The organism is Methylobacterium sp. Leaf100 (genome assembly GCF_001422845.1).
Classification (GTDB): Bacteria; Pseudomonadota; Alphaproteobacteria; order Rhizobiales; family Beijerinckiaceae; genus Methylobacterium.
The window spans coordinates 247396-264045 of record NZ_LMMW01000061.1 but is presented as its reverse complement, the minus strand read 5'-3'; the positions used below and the strand labels follow the sequence as shown (position 1 = coordinate 264045).

The following is a 16650-nucleotide window of genomic DNA, read 5'->3' as shown; positions in this document are numbered from 1 at the left end:
ACCCCGCTTTCGAGGCCCCTGCCCCTGATGCCTGCCGAGCCCCTCCTCGTCGCGGCCGCGCTCCTGCCCTTCCTCGGCAGCGTGGCGGCGGCCCTGCTGCCCCGCGACGCGCGCAACGCCGCGGCCCTTCTCGCGGGGTTCGTCACACTCGCGAGCCTCGCCTGTATCGGGGCGCTGTATCCCCGCATCGGCGCGGCGCCGGTGGTGCAGACCCTCGACTGGCTGCCCTCCCTGGGCGTCGCCCTGGTGCTCCGCCTCGACGGGCTGGCCTGGCTGTTCGCCGTCCTCGTCCTCGCCATCGGCGCCCTCGTGGTGCTCTACGCGCGCTACTATATGTCGGCGCAGGACCCGGTGCCGCGGTTGTTCTCGTTCTTCCTCGCCTTCGTCGGCGCGATGCTCGGCATCGTGCTCGCCGGCAACCTGATCCAGCTCGTGGTGTTCTGGGAGCTGACGAGCGTCTTCTCGTTCCTGCTCATCGGCTACTGGTACGACAACCGCGCGGCACGGGACGGCGCGCGCATGGCGCTGACCATCACGGCTCTGGGCGGCCTGTGCCTTCTCGTCGGCATGGTGATCGTCGGGCGCATCGTCGGCAGCTACGATCTCGCCGTGGTGCTCGCGTCGGGGGACGCCATCCGGTCGAGCCCGCTCTACCTGCCCGCCCTCGTGCTGATCCTGGCGGCGGCGCTGACGAAGTCGGCGCAGTTCCCGTTCCATATCTGGCTGCCCCGGGCGATGGCGGCACCCACGCCGATCAGCGCCTACCTGCACTCGGCCACCATGGTGAAGGCCGGCATCTTCCTGATGATCCGCCTGTGGCCGGTGCTGGCCGAGACCGACGCCTGGTACTGGATCGTCGGCACCGCCGGCATGGCGACGATGCTGATCGGCGCCTGGAGCGCGATCTTCCAGCACGACCTCAAGGGCCTGCTCGCCTATTCCACCATCAGCCATCTCGGGCTGATCACCCTGCTGCTCGGCCTCAACTCGCCGCTGGCCGTCGTCGCGGCGATCTTCCACACGGTGAACCACGCCACTTTCAAGGCGTCGCTGTTCATGGCCGCCGGCATCATCGACCACGAGACCGGCACCCGCGACATGCGTCGCCTCAGCGGCCTGTGGCGGGCCATGCCCTACACCGCGACCCTCGCCATGGTCGCCGCCGCCGCCATGGCGGGCGTGCCCCTGCTCAACGGCTTCCTGTCGAAGGAGATGTTCCTGTCGGAGGCCGTCGACAACGTCGGCGACCATCCGCTCCAACTCGCCCTGCCGGTTCTGGCGACCTTGGCCTCCGCCTTCACGGTGCTCTATTCCTTGCGCTTCATCCGCCAGACCTTCTTCGGGGCACCGCCGCACGATCTGCCAAAGGCGCCGCACGAGCCGGAGCGCTGGATGCGGCTTCCCATCGAGGTCCTGGTGCTGGCCTGCATCAGTGTCGGACTCGTGCCCAACCTCACCATCGGACCGGCCCTGGAGACGGCGTCGCGTTCGGTGTTCGGGGAAGCCGGCCCAGCCTACGACCTCGCGATCTGGCACGGCTTCAACGCACCCCTCGCCCTCAGCATGGGGGCGCTCGTCGGCGGTGTCGGCCTCTATTTGGCGTTCGGCCGGCGCATCAACACCAACCCCCGTGGCGGTCCCTGGCTCATGCACCGCCTCGACGGCGGCTGGATGTTCGAGCGCGCCATGACCGGTCTCGTGCACGCGGCCCGCTGGCTCGAACGGGCACTCGGGGCGACGCGTGTCCAGGTGCAGTTGCGCGCCCTGTTCCTCGTGGCCCTCATCGCGGGCCTGTCGGCCGTGCTCGCGCGCAGCCTGCCCGCCCTGCCCGTCCCCGATCCGTCCGGGATCGATCCCGCCTTCGCGCTCCTGTGGCTGGTGGGCGGCGCCTGCGCCGTGGGGGCCGCCGAGCGCGCCAAGTACCATCGCCTGTCGGCCGTGATCCTCACCGGTGGGGCGGGCCTCGTCAGCAGCCTCACCTTCGTCTGGCTGTCGGCACCCGACCTCGCCGTCACCCAACTCCTCATCGAAATCGTGACGACGGTGTTGCTCCTCCTCGGCCTGCGCTGGCTGCCCAAGCGCGACGAGGCCATCCTGGCGCCGGCGGCCGAGAACCGCCGCGCCCGGCGCCGCCGGGTCACCGACTTCGTCGTCGCGGGCGCCGTCGGTATCGGTCTCGCCGGTCTCGCCTACGCGGTGATGACCCGGCCTTCGCCCGAGGGCATCGCCCACTGGTTCGTCGAGGAGGCCTATCCCCAAGCCGGCGGCCGCAACGTCGTCAACGTCCTGCTGGTGGATTTCCGCGCCTTCGACACCATGGGCGAGATCTGCGTGCTCGGAATCGTCGGTCTCACGGTCTTCGCCCTCCTGCGCCGCTTCCGTCCGGCCGCCGACAGCCTGGAGCGACCGAAGCAGCAGCTCAGGCAGGAGGCCGCCGACCTCGCCCACGCGGAGCGCAGCGTCGGCGACACCGCGTCCGACGCCCTGCTGATCCCCTCCGTGGTGATCACCTGGCTGTTCCCGTTCGTGTGCGTGCTGGCCCTTCACCTCTTCCTGCGCGGGCACGATTGGCCCGGCGGCGGTTTCGCGGCGGGCATCGCGCTCACCATCGCGTTCGTGCTCCAGTACATGGCCCACGGGGCGCAATGGGTGGAGGAGCGCCTGCGCATCCGCCCGATCGCCTGGATCGGCTTCGGGCTCCTCGTCGCCGTTCTGGCGGGGGCGGTGCCCTGGCTGTTCGGCCGCCCCTTCCTCACCGCCGCCTTCCAGTACGCCGACGTGCCGGTCCTGGGGAAAATCCCCCTGGCCAGCGCCGTTGCCTTCGATCTCGGCGTCGTCGTGCTCGTGGTGGGGGCCAGCGTGCTCATGCTCGTCGCCCTGGCGCGGCAATCCCTGCGCCGCGCCCGCGAAGCGGCCGCCGACCTGGAGACCGACGCCTGATGGAGATCGTTCTATCCCTGGGGATCGGCCTGTTCGCCGCCTCGGGCGTATGGCTGCTCCTGCGGCCGCGCACCTTCCAGGTGGTTCTCGGGTTGTCGCTGCTCACCTACGCGGTGAACCTGTTCATCTTCGCCATGGGCCGCCTGACGATCGGCGCCCCGCCGGTTCTCGAAGCCGGCGCCGATGCGGCGCGGATCGCCGATCCGGTGCCCCAGGCCCTGGTGCTCACCGCCCTCGTCATCAGCTTCGCCCTCACGGCGCTGTTCCTCGTCGTCCTGCTCGCCGCACGGGGCATCACCGGCAGCGATCACGTCGATGGCCGCGAGCCCGGCGCATGAGCGCACCGAGCGATCACCTCGTCGTCCTGCCCATCGTGCTGCCCATCGCCGCGTCGGGCCTGATGCTGCTCCTCGACGAGCGGCGCAGCCGCCTCAAGGCGGCGATCAGCCTCGCGACGACCACGGTCCTGCTGGCCACCGCCCTCATCCTGGCCTGGGGCACGCTGGAGGCTCCCCAGGTCTACCGCCTCGGAAACTGGGCCGCCCCCTACGGCATCGTTCTCGTCGCCGACCGGCTCGCGGCGATGATGCTGGTGCTGACGGGAATCCTCGGCCTCGCGGCCCTGGTCTTCGCCGTCGCCCGCTGGGACCGGGCGGGGCCGCGCTTCCACGCCCTGTTCCTGCTGCTGCTGATGGGGGTGAACGGCGCCTTCCTCACCGGCGACCTGTTCAACCTGTTCGTGTTCTTCGAGGTGATGCTGGCCGCGTCCTACGGCCTCGTGCTGCACGGCTCGGGCGAGACGCGGATCAGGGCCGGGCTCACCTACATCGCCGTCAACCTCATCGCGTCGCTGTTCTTCCTCGTCGGCGTCAGCCTGATCTACGGCACCATGGGGACCCTCAACATGGCCGACCTCGCCCGCCGCCTGTCGGGGCCGGCTGGGGCCGAGGCTGGGCTGTTCGAGGCCGGCTGCGCGGTGCTCGGCGTCGCCTTCCTGATCAAGTGCAGCGCCTGGCCCCTCGGGTTCTGGCTGGCCCCGACCTACTCCGCCGCGAGCGCGCCCGCCGCCGCCATCCTGGCGATCCTGAGCAAGGTCGGCATCTACGTCGTCGTGCGCCTGAGCCTGCTGCTGTTCGGCACCGGCGCCTCTGCGGGGTTCGGCCAGGGTTGGCTGTTCGCCGGCGGCCTCGCCACCATCGCGTACGGCACCATCGGGATCCTCGCCGCGCGCGACCTCACGCGGGCGGCGGCCTACGCGGTGATGATCTCGTCCGGCACGGTGCTGGCCGCCCTCGGAACCGGCAGCCGGGCCGCCCTGTCGGGCGCCCTGTTCTACCTCGTCGGCTCGACCCTGGCGGCGGGGGCGCTGTTTCTGCTGGCCGAGATCCTCCAGCGCGGCCGCGACCCGGCCGCGGCGTCCCTGGCCGTGTTCGCCGACGAGTACCACGATCCCTTCGACGACGACGGTGCCACCGAGACCGGCCGGGCGATCCCGGCGGCCGTGGCCATCGTCGGCGGCGGGTTCCTGCTCTGCACCCTGATGCTCGCCGGGTTGCCTCCGCTGGCCGGCTTCATCGGCAAGCTCGCGATGTTCACAGGCCTCGCGGGCGGTGCGATGGCGCCCATGGCCTGGAGCTTCATCCTCGTTCTGACGGTCTCCAGCCTCGGGACCCTGATGCCCCTGGTGCGCCTCGGCATCCAGGGCTTCTGGGTGCCGCACGACGGTCCCGATCCGGTGATCGGGCGGCTCGAATTCGCGGCCCTGGCCGGACTGATGACCGTCTGCCTCGGCCTCACACTCTGGGGCGGGCTCGGGCTCGCCTACACCGATCGCACGGTGGCGTGGCTCGCCGACCCCACCGCCTACGTCCGCGCGGTCCTCCCCGGGGGCGCGCCATGAACCGGTTCCTGCCCTATCCCCTGCTCTCCCTCGCCCTTGTCGCGACGTGGCTGCTGTTGAACCCGCCGCTGACCGTCGCGACGGCATTTCTTAGCGTCGTCGTCGGATGGCTCGTGCCCTTCGTCATGCGGGCCCTGCGGCCCGAGGCCGTGCGCGTGCGTGCGCCGGGCACGATCCTCGGGCTGGCGGGGCGCGTTCTCGGCGACGTGGTGCGATCCAACATCGACGTCGCGAAGGTGATCCTGGGCCTGCGCCGCGGCACACGCCACACCGGCTTCGTGTCGATTCCCCTCGACCTGCGCAGCCCCTACGGCCTCGCGGTGCTGGCGATCATCCTCACGGCGACGCCCGGCACCCTGTGGATCCAGTACGATTCCAACACCGGGCGCCTGCTCCTTCACGTTCTCGACTTCGTCGAGGGCGACGAATGGGTCCGCAGGGTCAAGGATCGCTACGAGCGCCCATTGATGGAGATCTTTCCGTGAGCCCGACCCTCGTCCTCACCTACGGCCTGGGGCTGGCGCAGGCGATGCTGGTCCTCGCGATGGTGCTCGCCGCCTGGCGCGTCCTGCGCGGTCCCCGAGCCCAGGACCGCGTGCTCGGCCTCGACACGGTCTACCTCAACGGCATGCTCGCCATCGTGGTGCACGGCCTGCGCACCGGCAGCGGGCTCTACTTCGAGGCGGCGCTGATCATCGGCTTGCTCGGCTTTGCCGCCACCCTGGCACTGGCGAAGTTCCTGATGCAGGGCGAGGTGATCCAGTGACCGGCGCCGACCTGCCCGCCTGGGCCGCCTGGCTCGTGGTCGCCCTGGCGCTCGCCGGGGCCGGCTTCTCGCTCACCGGCGCCGTCGGCCTGATCCGCCTGCGGACATTCTACGAGCGCGTGCATGCGCCGACCCTCGGGGCGACCCTCGGCATGGCCCTGATCGTCACGGCCTCCGTGCTGTACTTCTCGGTAGCAGAGGGGCATTTGGTCCTGCGCGATCTCCTGATCGGGCTGTTCCTCACCGTGACTACGCCCGTCACCCTGATCCTGCTCGGCCGCGCCGCCACCTACCGCGACCGGGCCGAGGGCAACGCCGACGCACCCCCCGACCCGTAAAGCGTGCGCCTCACCCGCTCTCCCGCAGCGAGGCGCCGAGGATTGCCCTGAGCTGGCGGGTGGTGGACGCATTGGCATCCGGATTGCCCGGCCGGGGCGTGGCGATCGCGAGGATCTCGTGGATGCGGCCGGGCTTCGGGCGGAGCACCACGGCCCGGTCGGCCAGCACGGCGGCCTCCCCGACATCGTGGGTGACGAGGACGATGGTCGGGCGCGTCTCGGCCCAGAGGCCGAGAAGGTGGCCGTGCAGATCCTGGCGCGTCACCGCGTCGAGGGCCGAGAACGGCTCGTCGAGGAGGAGAACCTTAGGCTGCGCCACGAAGGCTCGGGCGATGGCGGTCCGCTGCTGTTGACCGCCGGAGAGGTCGCGCGGCCAACGGTCCGCGTGCTCGGCGAGGCCGACCCGCTCGAGGGCATGGGCGACCCGCCTGACTCGCTCCGGTGTGGAAAGATCGGCGAGGCCGAAGCCGACATTCTGCGCGATGGTGAGCCAGGGCAGCAGGCGCGGCTCCTGGAACACGAGTCCGACGCCGGGATGTGGCCGGTCGAGCGCCTCGCCGTCGAGACGGATCGTTCCGCCGCTCGCCGTATCGAGGCCGGCGGCGAGGCGCAGGAGCGTGGTCTTCCCGCAGCCCGAGCCGCCGACCAGGGCGAGAATTTCGCCACGTGCCACCTCGACGGAAATGCCCGCGAGCGCCCGCGTCCCGTCGGCGTAGGTCTTGGAGACGTTCCGGAAGGTGAGCACATCCGCCCCTAGAGGATGTCGCGCGCCACGTCCTGCCAGCGCAGGAGCGGTCGGGTCAGGACGACGAGGATCGTGTCGGCCGCCTTGCCCAGCAGCGCGAAGGCCAGGATCGCGGCAAGGATCTGCTCGGGCTTGCCGAATTGCTGGCCGTCCACGAGGAGGTAGCCGAGCCCCTCGGACGCGCCCATCAGCTCGGCCGCCACCACGAACAGGAAGCCGAGGCCGAGGCCCGTGCGGAGCGCGACGATGGTGGCGGGCAGGACCGCCGGGAGCAGAATGCGGCGGGCCAGCGCCGGTTTCGACAGCCGGAAGATGCGCCCGACCTCCACCAGCTTGCGGTCGACGGAGGCGATGGCCCCCGATACGCCGACATAGACCGGAAAGAACACGCCGACGCCTATGAGAACCACCTTGGGCGTCTCCAAGATACCGAGCCACAGGATGAACAGGGGCACCCAGGCCAGCGACGGCACCGCCCGCAGGGCCTGGAACGCCGGATCGAGGAGGTGGCGCGCCAGTGGCAGGGTGCCGGTCACCGCGCCGAGGGCGATGCCGAGGCCTGCCCCGAGGACGAAGCCGGAGGCGACGCGCACGAGGGTGGCCTGGACGTGCAGCCACAGCTCGCCCGAGGCGGCGAGGTCCGACAGGGTGGCGAGAACCCGGCTCGGCGGCGGAACGAGGCGCCCCTGCGCCAGGCCGCCCCGGACGGCGATCTCCCACCCGATCGCCACACCGAGCGGGAGGAGCAACCCCAGCACCGCGCGGCCCACGCGATCGCCACGGAGCGGGAGCCCCGAGGCGGGCGCCTCCCGACCATCCGCCTCCGCCGTGTCGGTCAGCCCCGCAGCCATGCTCAGCGCTGGGCCGTTGCGGGCGAGAAGCGAGTGTCGATCAGGCCGTCGACGGCCGCAGCCACATCCGTCCCGGCCGGGATGACGCCCGCCTGCTGCAGGGCGAGGCCGGCGGCGCGGATGCTCGCCGCCTGGACCGGTCCGATCGCGGGCTGGCTCAGATCGGTGCGGGTCAGTTGCCGGGCGATGACGGCCTCGGGCAGCTTGGTCGCCGCGATCAGCGCTGCCTGCACGGCGGCCGGATTGGCCAGCGCGTAGGTGCGGGCGCGCTCGTAGGCGGCGATCACCGTGGCCACGAGGTCGGGATGATCCTTCGCGAAATCCTCGCGCACGTCGAGGACGCCCCAGGTGTTGGCCGAAGCATCGCGGAAGAACAGCACGCTGCCGCCCTCGATCTCGGCCGCCGCCATCATCGGGTCGAGGCCGGCCCAGGCATCGACGTCGCCGCGCTCCAGGGCGGTACGTCCGTCGGCATGCTGAAGCAGGACGAGCTTGGCGTCTTTCTCCGTGAGGCCGGCGCCCTGGAGGGCGCGGATGAGGAAGATGTGCGGATCGGTGCCGCGGGTGACCGCGATGCGCTTGCCCTTGAGGTCGGCGGGTTTGGCGATGCCGCTGTCCTTTCGGGTGACGAGGGCGGTCCATTCGGGCTGCGAGAAAGCGTAGATCGCCTTCACCGGGTTGCCGTTGATCCGCGCGAGCAGGGCGGCGGCCCCGGCCGAGGAGCCGAAATCGATGGCGCCGCCATTGAGGAATTCCAGCGCCTTGTTGGAGCCGAGCGACTGCACCCAGCGCACTCCGATGCCCTTCTGCTTCAAGGCTTCCTCAAGGAAGCCCTTCTCTTTCAGGACGAGGCTCACCGGATTGTAGGTCGCCCAGTCGAGGCGGACCTCCTTCACCTCGGCCGCCAGCGCCAGGCACGGGGCCGCCAGGAGCGCGAGGGCGCCGCAGGCCATGGCGAGAAGCGTGCGGCGCGGAACGGCTTTGAGGTGACGCATGGGAGGCTCGCTCGTTCATCGCGGCGGCCCGTGGGCCGCCGCCGGTTGGGAAGTCTAGTGGCGCGGCAGGGAGTGCAGCGCCTTCAGGAACACGTCGACGTCGTGGCGGGTGTTGTAGAAGGCCAGCGACGCGCGCACCGACTGATCGACGCCGAACCGGCGCAGGGCCGGCAGGGCGCAGTGATGCCCCGATCGCACGGCGATGCCGCGTGCGTCGAGGTGGTGGGCCACAGCCTCGTTCTCGTGCCCGTCGACGACGAAGGACATGACGCTGGCTTTCTGCCGGGCCGTACCGATGAGGCGCAGGCCCTTCACCTCGGCGATGCCCGCTTGGGCGTACTCGAGCAGGTCGTGCTCGTAGGCGGCGATGCCCGGCAGTCCGACGCTTTCGAGGTAGTCCAGCGCCGCGCCGAGACCCACGGCCCCGGCGATGTCGGGCGTGCCCGCCTCGAACTTCTCCGGCGCGCCCTTGTAGACGGTCCGCGCGAAGGTGACGTCCTCGATCATGTGGCCGCCGCCCTGCCACGGGGGCATCGCCTCGAGCAGGTGCTTCTTGCCGTAGAGGGCGCCGATGCCCGTTGGGCCGAACACCTTGTGGCCGGAGAACACGAGGAAGTCCGCATCCAGCGCCTGCACGTCGAGGGGGATGTGCGGCGAGGATTGGGCCGCGTCGACCAGCACCGGTACCCCGTAGGCGTGGGAGAGCGCGATGATCTCCGCCACCGGGTTGATGGTCCCGAGCGCGTTGGCGACGTGGGTCACCGACACGATCTTGGTGCGGCCCGACAGCAGGGCGGCGAACTGCTCGAAGATGATCTCGCCGCGGTCGTTGACCGGTATCACCCGCAGGGTCGCGCCCGTGGCCTGGGTCAGGAGTTGCCAGGGCACGATGTTGGCATGGTGCTCGATCTGGGAGACGATGATCTCGTCACCCGGACCGACATTGGCGCGGCCGTAGGAATTGGCCACGAGGTTGATCGCCTCCGTGGTGCCGCGCAGGAAGACGATGTCGTCCTTGGAGGGCGCATTGAGGAAGCGCCGCACCTTCTCGCGGCCCCCTTCGAACAGATCCGTGGAGCGGGCCGCCAGGGTGTGGGCGGCCCGGTGGATGTTGGAGTTGTGGCGGGCGTAGAACTCCGACGTCGCGTCGATGACGCTCTGCGGCTTGTGCGTGGTGGCGGCGTTGTCGAGCCAGATCAGGGGATGGCCGTTGATGCTCTGGTGCAGCGCCGGGAAGTCCTTGCGGACGCGCTCCACGTCGAACGGCGCGGCGACGGGGCTCGCCCCTTGGGTCGAGACATGCGGCGCATGCCCGTGACCCCGCCCATGACCCTGCCCACGGCCCGGCTGCACCCGCGGCGACGCGCTGCCCGGCCGGCTGCGGTCGGCGAGGAAGTAGTACTCGCCCTGCGAGAACGGCTCGTCGCCGATCTCGACCTTATGGGGCGACTCCCGGCCGGCCGGCTCCGGCGAGAGCCGGCCGGTGCGCGAGAACGTCTCCTGGGCTTCGTCCTTGCCGTGGCTGCCGGGCGCTGCCGGAACCAGGGACGGGGCGAGGCCGTGGGCGAAGCCGTTGGCGCGCGGATGGTCCTTGGCGACGGTGCGGTGGAGGTCGACGCCACCGGGCAAGGTGGCGGCCACCTCGGGCACGCTCGGCACGAAGAACTCCGGCAAGGCCCGCCCCGGGCCCTGCGCCTCGGGGTGGACCGACGGAAATGCCGACGGCTGGGCGAAACCCGGCCCGGACAGGCCCGGCAGGCCGACCGGTGGCGCGACGAACGCGCGCGCCCCCAGCGTCGAGACATCGGGCTGCAGGCCCGACGGACCCGAGCCGGACGGGATCGAGGGCGTGCCCAGATCCGCCTTCGGGGCCTGGGGGTGGCCGAAGCCCTGGGGAAGATTCTCCAGAGCCTGCGGGGCTTGCGGGGTCTGCGGCAGGTTCGGGGTCAGGGGCGCGCTTGCGGCCTGCCCCTGACCGTAGATCTCGCGGGCGAGGCGCCCGACGAGATCCGAATGCGCCGCATCGCCGAACACGCCCGTGGGGAGACTGCCCGTGGGAAGATCGGCGGACGGCGCGTCAGGCGTAGTCATGGTAGTTGCCCAGGAGCACGTTATCGAGGCGCGCGATGGCATCCTCGACCAGGACGGCGGCCGAGAAGTAGCGGGTCACGAGGTGCGAGGCGATGGAGTGGTCGTTGGTGCCCATGTAGCGCACCGACAGGCCGGTCTCGATCTCGCCGGTGACCCCGGACTTCTGCAGGCCGACGACGCCCTGTTCGTGCTCGCCGACGCGCAGGAGCAGGATCGAGGTGGTCTGGGCGCCGGTCACCGGATCGCGGTCGATGGGCAGCTTGTCGCTCGGCACGATCGGCACGCCGCGCCAGGTGAGGAAGGGCGAGCCGAACAGGTGGATCACCACCGGGGGCACGCCGCGCCGGGTGGCTTCCCGGCCGAAGGCCGCGATGGCGCGGGGATGGGCCACGAAGAAGGCGGGCTTCTTCCAGACCAGGGTCAGCAACTCGTCGAGGTCGTCCGGGGTGGGCGGGCCGCCGCGGGTCGGGATGCGCTGGCGCTGGCTGACTTCGTGCAGCAGGCCGAACTCGGAATTGTTGAAGAGTTCCCACTCCTCGCGCTCCTTCACGGCGTCGACCGTGAGGCGGATCTGCTCGCGCAGCTGGTCGATCTCGTTGGAGTAGAGGTCGGTGACGCGGGTGTGGGTGTGGAGGATCGTCTGGATCGTGGAGAGGTGGTACTCGCGCGGGTCGATCTCGTAATCCACGAAGGTGGTGGGCAGGCGCGGCTCGCCGGTGTGCACCGCCAGAAGCTCGATGCCCTGCTCGCCGTGGGAGTTGGTGTGGCCCTTCAGGCGGTCGCGCTCTTCCACGTACTGTGTGATGCGCGAGCGGATGCCCTCGTCCTCGATGGCGGCCCGGTCGAGGGTCAGGAGCGTCACCGCCGAGAGCGCCTTCACGGCCGGCGCGGGCGTGTTCTCGCCGACGAGGTCGCCGTCACCGAAATAGTCGCCACCGGTGGCCAGCCCTTGGCGCAGGCGCCCCTTGAACGGTCCCGACAGGGTGAGTTCGACGGTGCCCTCGGCCACCACGGTCAGGCTGCGGTCCGACGAGCCTTCCTCGGCGATGACGTCGCCGGCCTTGTGCTGGGAGGCCGTGAACCGGGAGGCCAGGGCCGAGAGCTCGGCGTCGCCGAGCCGGCTGAACAGGGGGATGCGGCGCAGGGAGGCCGGGCGCACCAGGCGGGCACCGTCGTCGTTGGACAGCTCGATCCGACCGGGCTTCGCCAGCACCACGGCGCGGCGGTTGACCCGGTAGACGCCGCCGGCGACATCGACGAAGGGCAGCAGGCGATGGAACCAGCGCGGAGTGTTGGCCGCGTTCTGGACCGAGGTGACGGTCGCGGTGGCGAGATTGCGTGCCGCAGAAGCGCTCACGCTCAGACCGGGTCCACTCATTAGGGGTCGTCTCCGTATTTCGGGCAGAGGCATGGGAATGCGCGCGACGCGAATGGAATCGCATCGGAACCGCGCCTGACGTGCCCGCTCTCGGTGGTTATGTTTGCGGCCCGCCGCTCGAAGGGCTTCGGTGCGGGAGCGATTTCGGTTTAGCTTTCGCGATTAACAAAGGTCAACAAAACGTTCTTCTATATATTGGCACTGAAGGAGTTCAATGCATTGTACATTGGTGTCTCGTAGATAGAACTGGCTAGGTAGCAAGGGAGGGGCAAAAAAATCATCTCGTGTTGCTGTCTCGCGTAGAACACCTGGACTGAAAGGAATTTTTTAAATCCCGTCCCCGAAGAACTGATCCATGCTCATGGCAGGGACTTCGGCTGTCTTGAGCCGCGACACCACCCGGGCCGGCACCCCTGCCACCGTGGTGTGGGCGGGCACGTCGTGCAGCACCACGGCCGCCGCGGCGACCTTCGCCCCCTCCCCGACTCGGATGTTGCCGAGCACCTTGGCGCCGACGCTGAGGAGCACGCCGCGCTCGATCTTGGGGTGGCGGTCGCCGCTCTCCTTGCCGTTGCCGCCGAGCGTCACCGATTGCAGGATCGAGACGTCGTCGGCGATCACCGTGGTCTCTCCGATGACGACGCCGGTGGCGTGGTCGATGAACACCCCCGAGCCGATCCGCGCGGCGGGATGGATGTCGGCGCCGAACACCTCGGAGATCCGGCTCTGAACGTGCAGGCTCAGGGTCGCCCGGCCCTGGTGCCAGAGCCAATGGGCGACCCGGTAGCCCTCGAGTGCGGCCAATCCCTTGTAGAACAGGAACGGATCGAGGTAGCGCCGGCAGGTCGGGTCGCGCTCGCGGATGGCCACGAGGTCGCGCACGGCATGTGCTCCGGCATGCGGATCCGCCTCGAAGGCCGAGAGGCAGAGGTCGCGCATGGACAGGCGCGCGAGGTCGCCGTCGCCGAGGCGGTGGGCGAGACGATACGCGAAGGCGTGGGACAGGCTCGGCTGGTCCAGGATCGTCGCCTGGATGATGCCGGCATAGAGCGGTTCCTCGACGATCGCCGCTTCGGCCTCGCTCCGCATGGCCCGCCAGACCTCGGATTCCGCATCGGTGTGGCTGACGCTGCGCAGGGGCGGCCGCGTGAAGCCGGCGCGGGCGATGCCGGCTTGGAGGGCGCTCGTCATTCGATGTGATCCTGCGGTGGGGATGGAGCCGCGACCGGACGAGACGTGCGCCGGATCAGGCGATGCGTGTGAACAGGGACGCGCTGTAGCCGACGAGGACGCCATGCCCGGCGAACTCGACGTCGACGGCCAAGGCCTCGCCCGGCGCCGGATGGATGCCGATGACCCGGCCCGTGGCGTGGCGCCAGATGCCCAGCGCCTCCGCCACGTCGAGCCGTGCGAAAACAACCTGATCGCCCTGAGTCATGGTGTTGTCTCCCTGGCCCCGATTCGCCGAAGCGAAATCCGGGGTGTGATACTTTTTTTCGTTTCGGCGTCTGTCCGGAGTTTGTTTTGCTTTAGTCTTATGGATTTTTAGTATTTATTCTGTATAGGTCTTCATTGTATCCCGATTTTAGGCAATGTCCAAGATAGATCGTCTGTTTTGCTCATGCCATTGCTCCGCTTCCCCCGAGGGCGCCTGCACGAGGATATGGAATACGTGGGAAGCCGTGCGGTTCTGCGGGGCGCCGAACACCAGTGCGTCGGGCCTTCAGGGGCGTCACGCCGGATGGATCAGCGCGCCATGCCCCAGCGGCGAACGGTGAAGCGTTCGAGGGTCGCGAAGACGACGTTCTCCACGAACAGGCCGATGAGCACCACGAGAACGAGGCCCGCGAAGACGCGGTCGGTGTAGAGCTCGTTGCGGTTCTGGAAGATGTACCAGCCGAGCCCGCCGCGTCCCGACGCGGCGCCGAAGACGAGTTCCGCCGCGATCAGGGTGCGCCACGCGAAGGCCCAGCCGATCTTCAGCCCGGACAGGATCGCCGGCAAGGCGGCCGGGATCAGGATCTGCAGCACGTAGGACGGACCGCGCAGGCCGTAATTGCGCCCCGCCATGCGCAGGGTCTCGGGCACGCCTTGAAAGCCCGAATAGGTGTTGAGGGCCATCGGCCACAGCACGGAGTGGATCAGCACGAAGATCAGGCTGCCGGAACCAAGGCCGAACCACAGCAAGGCCAGCGGCAGGAGCGCGATCGCCGGAAGCGGATTGAACATCGCCGTCAGGGTCGAGAGCAGGTCTCGGCCGAACTGCGTCGAGACGGCCAGCGTCGTCAGCCCGAAGGCGAGCACGATCCCGCAGACGTAGCCCTGCACCAGGAGGGAGAGGGAGATCCACACCCGGTCGAGCAACTCGCCGTCGATCAGGCCCTCGATCAGGGCCGACAGGGTGGCGACGAAGCCGGGGAGCAGCAGGTCGTTGTCCTGCCAGCGCGCCAGCCCCTCCCAGACCACGGCGAGCACGGCGATGATGAGACCCTTGCGCAGCCAGTCCTGCTGCCAAAGACGCGTGGACAGCGGCAGCAGGCGCTCCACCGGTGCCTCGACGAACGGCGGCAGGACCCGGTCGTATTCCGGGCGAATGGGCGGCGTGAGCGTCCGGCCCATCATGCGACCGCCGGTGCGGATGCGGGGTCCGTCTCGAACAGACGTGCGTGCAGCCCCTGCACCGCAGACTGGAATTCGCGGCTGCCGAGGCTGCCGAGATCGAACGCGTGACTGTTGAACTCGCCCCGGACGCGACCGGGATGGGGGGAGAGCAGGGCCACGCGGTTGCCGACCACCAGGGCCTCCTCGATGGAATGGGTCACGAACAGCAGCGTGAAGCGGGCCTCGTCCCACAGGCTCAGCAACTCCTCCTGCATCCGGCGGCGCGTCAGGGCGTCGAGGGCCGCGAACGGCTCGTCCATCATCAGCACCTTCGGCTGCATGGCGAGCGCCCGCGCGATGGCGACGCGCTGCTTCATGCCGCCCGAGAGCTGGTGCGGGTAGCTGTCGGCGAAGCGCGACAATCCGACCTTGTCGATGTAGTGCCGGGCACGTTCCCCGGCCTCCCGTCGGCTCAGCAGACGCGTCGCCCGCAAGGGGAACGCAACGTTCTGGGCCACGGTCTTCCACGGGGGCAGCTGATCGAATTCCTGGAAGACGACGATGCGGTCGGGACCGGGCTCGCGCACCGGCACCCCGTCGAGGGTGATCTCACCCTCGACGGGACGGATGAAGCCGGCCGCCGCCTTGAGGAGGGTGGACTTGCCGCAGCCCGATGGGCCGAGCAGCACGAAACGGTCCGCTTCGTAGACATCGAGATCGATGCGGTGCGTCGCGCGCACCACTCGCTCCGGCGTCCGGTATTCCAGGGTGACTCCGGCGAGGCGCAGGAGGGGCGACGGGTCCGGCTCCGGGCGTGCCTGCGGCGGCGATATCGCGCGCGTCCCGTGGGCGACGGGGCGAGCCGGTTCCCGCTCGAGAAGAGCAAGGTCCGATCGTGTGGCGGCGAACGTCATGGTGCGCGCCGCCTTCAGCTGCCGGTGTCGATGCGCGGATCGGCGAAGAAGTAGTCGCCGATGGCGTTGGGCTCGGTCTTGATCGCTCCGACCCGGTGCATGAACTTGCCGAGACCGATGGTGTTCTCCGGCGCCACCTTGAAGGTCACTTCCGGGTTCTTGATGATCTTCACCAGCAGGTCGCGATCGATCTTGCTGCCGGTGGTCTTGAGATAGATCTCGGCGGCCTTTTCGGGCTGCGTGGTGATGAACTTGGCCGCCTCGTCGAGGGCGTCGAGGAAGGCCTTGTAGGTCTTCGGACTGGTCTTGTAGAATTTCTCGGTCGCGTAGAGCACCGTGGACGAGGCTGGGCCGCCCTGGACCGCGTAGGAGTTCAGGACGATCCGGGCCTTCGGATTTTCGGCGAGTTCCTGATCCTGGAACGGCGGGTTGCCGAAATGGCCCGAGATCTCCGTGCCCCCCTTGATGATGGCGGCCGCCGCCTCCGGATGGGGAATGGCGACGCTGATCTTGTCGAGCCGGGCGTAGTCCTTGTCGCCCCACTGCTTGGCGGAGGCCATCTGCAGGATGCGCGACTGCACCGAGACGCCCACCGCCGGCACCGCGATCCGATCCTTCTCGGTGAAGTCACCGATGCTCGTGACGGCGGGATTGTTGGTTACGAGGTAGTAGGGAAAGTTCCCGAGCGAGGCGACGCCCTTGACGTTCTGCCGTCCCTTCGTGCGATCCCACAGGGTGAAGAGGGGGCCGACGCCCGCGCCGGCGATCTCGATGTTGCCCGACAGCAGGGCGTCGTTCACGGCAGAGCCGCCCGACAGCTGGACATAGTCCACCTTGATGTCGAGACCGGCTTGCTTGCCGTGCTTCTCGATGAGCTTCTGATCCTCGGCGACGTTGAGGAGCAGATAGACGACACCGAACTGCTTGGCGATGCGCAGCTGGCCCTCGTCCGCCCTCGCCCCGCCGAAGCTCGCCAGGGACAGCGCAAGGCTTGCGGCCAGTCCCACGGCGTTCCGACGCGAGAGCGCGCCGCGTTGCTTTGTCATCGTCCGCGCCTTTTTCGATCAAATCTCCTTCGCAATGTTGCCTTGCGAAGAAGCTTGAATCTGCACAGTCGTTGTTCTTGGGTCA

The 16650-nt window shown here is 69.3% G+C and carries 16 protein-coding genes; 6 read left to right on the top strand and 10 right to left on the bottom strand.

Annotation, left to right across the window (positions count from 1 at the left end; all coding sequences use genetic code 11):
- The first annotated feature begins 27 nt into the window (after positions 1-27).
- From ASF25_RS19790 to mnhG, 6 genes are read left to right on the top strand one after another with little or no spacing between them, the layout of a single operon-like run.
- Entirely contained in the window at positions 28-2940 is a 2913-nt protein-coding gene (locus ASF25_RS19790) for a monovalent cation/H+ antiporter subunit A (protein WP_056306541.1), read from the top strand.
- The gene (locus tag ASF25_RS19785; RefSeq protein WP_056167144.1) at positions 2940-3278 is read left to right on the top strand and encodes a Na+/H+ antiporter subunit C; all 339 of its coding nucleotides are present in this window, start codon (positions 2940-2942) and stop codon (positions 3276-3278) included. Before ASF25_RS19790 ends, ASF25_RS19785 begins: the two co-directional genes overlap by 1 nt.
- Positions 3275-4840, top strand: a complete 1566-nt coding sequence (locus tag ASF25_RS19780) for a monovalent cation/H+ antiporter subunit D (RefSeq protein ID WP_056306540.1) — start codon at positions 3275-3277, stop codon at positions 4838-4840. The genes ASF25_RS19785 and ASF25_RS19780 overlap by 4 nt, the downstream gene beginning before the upstream one ends.
- On the top strand, positions 4837-5325 hold the full coding sequence (locus ASF25_RS19775; protein ID WP_056167138.1) for a Na+/H+ antiporter subunit E: 489 nt from the start codon (positions 4837-4839) through the stop codon (positions 5323-5325). The genes ASF25_RS19780 and ASF25_RS19775 overlap by 4 nt, the downstream gene beginning before the upstream one ends.
- Entirely contained in the window at positions 5322-5606 is a 285-nt protein-coding gene (locus tag ASF25_RS19770) for a K+/H+ antiporter subunit F (protein ID WP_056167134.1), read from the top strand. Before ASF25_RS19775 ends, ASF25_RS19770 begins: the two co-directional genes overlap by 4 nt.
- Positions 5603-5944, top strand: a complete 342-nt coding sequence (gene mnhG, locus ASF25_RS19765) for a monovalent cation/H(+) antiporter subunit G (RefSeq protein ID WP_056167132.1) — start codon at positions 5603-5605, stop codon at positions 5942-5944. Before ASF25_RS19770 ends, mnhG begins: the two co-directional genes overlap by 4 nt.
- A 10-nt stretch (positions 5945-5954) precedes the next feature.
- Here mnhG and ASF25_RS19760 read toward each other — a convergent pair whose 3' ends face one another.
- The 10 genes from ASF25_RS19760 to ASF25_RS19715 all read right to left on the bottom strand — a co-directional run bounded on the left by ASF25_RS19760 (position 5955) and on the right by ASF25_RS19715 (position 16565).
- On the bottom strand, positions 5955-6689 hold the full coding sequence (locus ASF25_RS19760; protein ID WP_056306539.1) for an ABC transporter ATP-binding protein: 735 nt from the start codon (positions 6687-6689) through the stop codon (positions 5955-5957).
- 8 nt (positions 6690-6697) lie between these two features.
- Entirely contained in the window at positions 6698-7540 is an 843-nt protein-coding gene (locus ASF25_RS19755) for an ABC transporter permease (protein WP_056306538.1), read from the bottom strand.
- 2 nt (positions 7541-7542) lie between these two features.
- A complete protein-coding gene (locus tag ASF25_RS19750) occupies positions 7543-8493 on the bottom strand; it encodes an aliphatic sulfonate ABC transporter substrate-binding protein (RefSeq protein WP_156369087.1) in 951 nt (316 codons plus the stop codon).
- A 96-nt stretch (positions 8494-8589) separates the two neighbouring features.
- Positions 8590-10626 carry a family 2A encapsulin nanocompartment cargo protein cysteine desulfurase gene (locus ASF25_RS19745; protein WP_056306536.1) on the bottom strand — a complete coding sequence of 679 codons (2037 nt, stop codon included), beginning with the start codon at positions 10624-10626 and terminating at the stop codon, positions 8590-8592.
- The gene (locus tag ASF25_RS23945; protein WP_056167115.1) at positions 10613-12004 is read right to left on the bottom strand and encodes a family 2B encapsulin nanocompartment shell protein; all 1392 of its coding nucleotides are present in this window, start codon (positions 12002-12004) and stop codon (positions 10613-10615) included. Before ASF25_RS23945 ends, ASF25_RS19745 begins: the two co-directional genes overlap by 14 nt.
- A 327-nt stretch (positions 12005-12331) precedes the next feature.
- Positions 12332-13195 (bottom strand): serine O-acetyltransferase, encoded by an 864-nt coding sequence (cysE, locus tag ASF25_RS19735; protein WP_056167112.1) that lies wholly within the window; start codon positions 13193-13195, stop codon positions 12332-12334.
- A 55-nt stretch (positions 13196-13250) separates the two neighbouring features.
- Positions 13251-13442 carry a hypothetical protein gene (locus ASF25_RS19730; RefSeq protein ID WP_056167109.1) on the bottom strand — a complete coding sequence of 64 codons (192 nt, stop codon included), beginning with the start codon at positions 13440-13442 and terminating at the stop codon, positions 13251-13253.
- A 308-nt stretch (positions 13443-13750) separates the two neighbouring features.
- A complete protein-coding gene (locus ASF25_RS19725) occupies positions 13751-14623 on the bottom strand; it encodes an ABC transporter permease (protein ID WP_056167096.1) in 873 nt (290 codons plus the stop codon).
- Complete coding sequence (locus ASF25_RS19720; protein WP_082502973.1) at positions 14623-15519, bottom strand: ABC transporter ATP-binding protein; 897 nt, start codon at positions 15517-15519, stop codon at positions 14623-14625. Before ASF25_RS19720 ends, ASF25_RS19725 begins: the two co-directional genes overlap by 1 nt.
- 14 nt (positions 15520-15533) lie before the next feature.
- A complete protein-coding gene (locus ASF25_RS19715) occupies positions 15534-16565 on the bottom strand; it encodes an ABC transporter substrate-binding protein (RefSeq protein ID WP_056306535.1) in 1032 nt (343 codons plus the stop codon).
- Between the last annotated feature and the right edge of the window lie 85 nt (positions 16566-16650).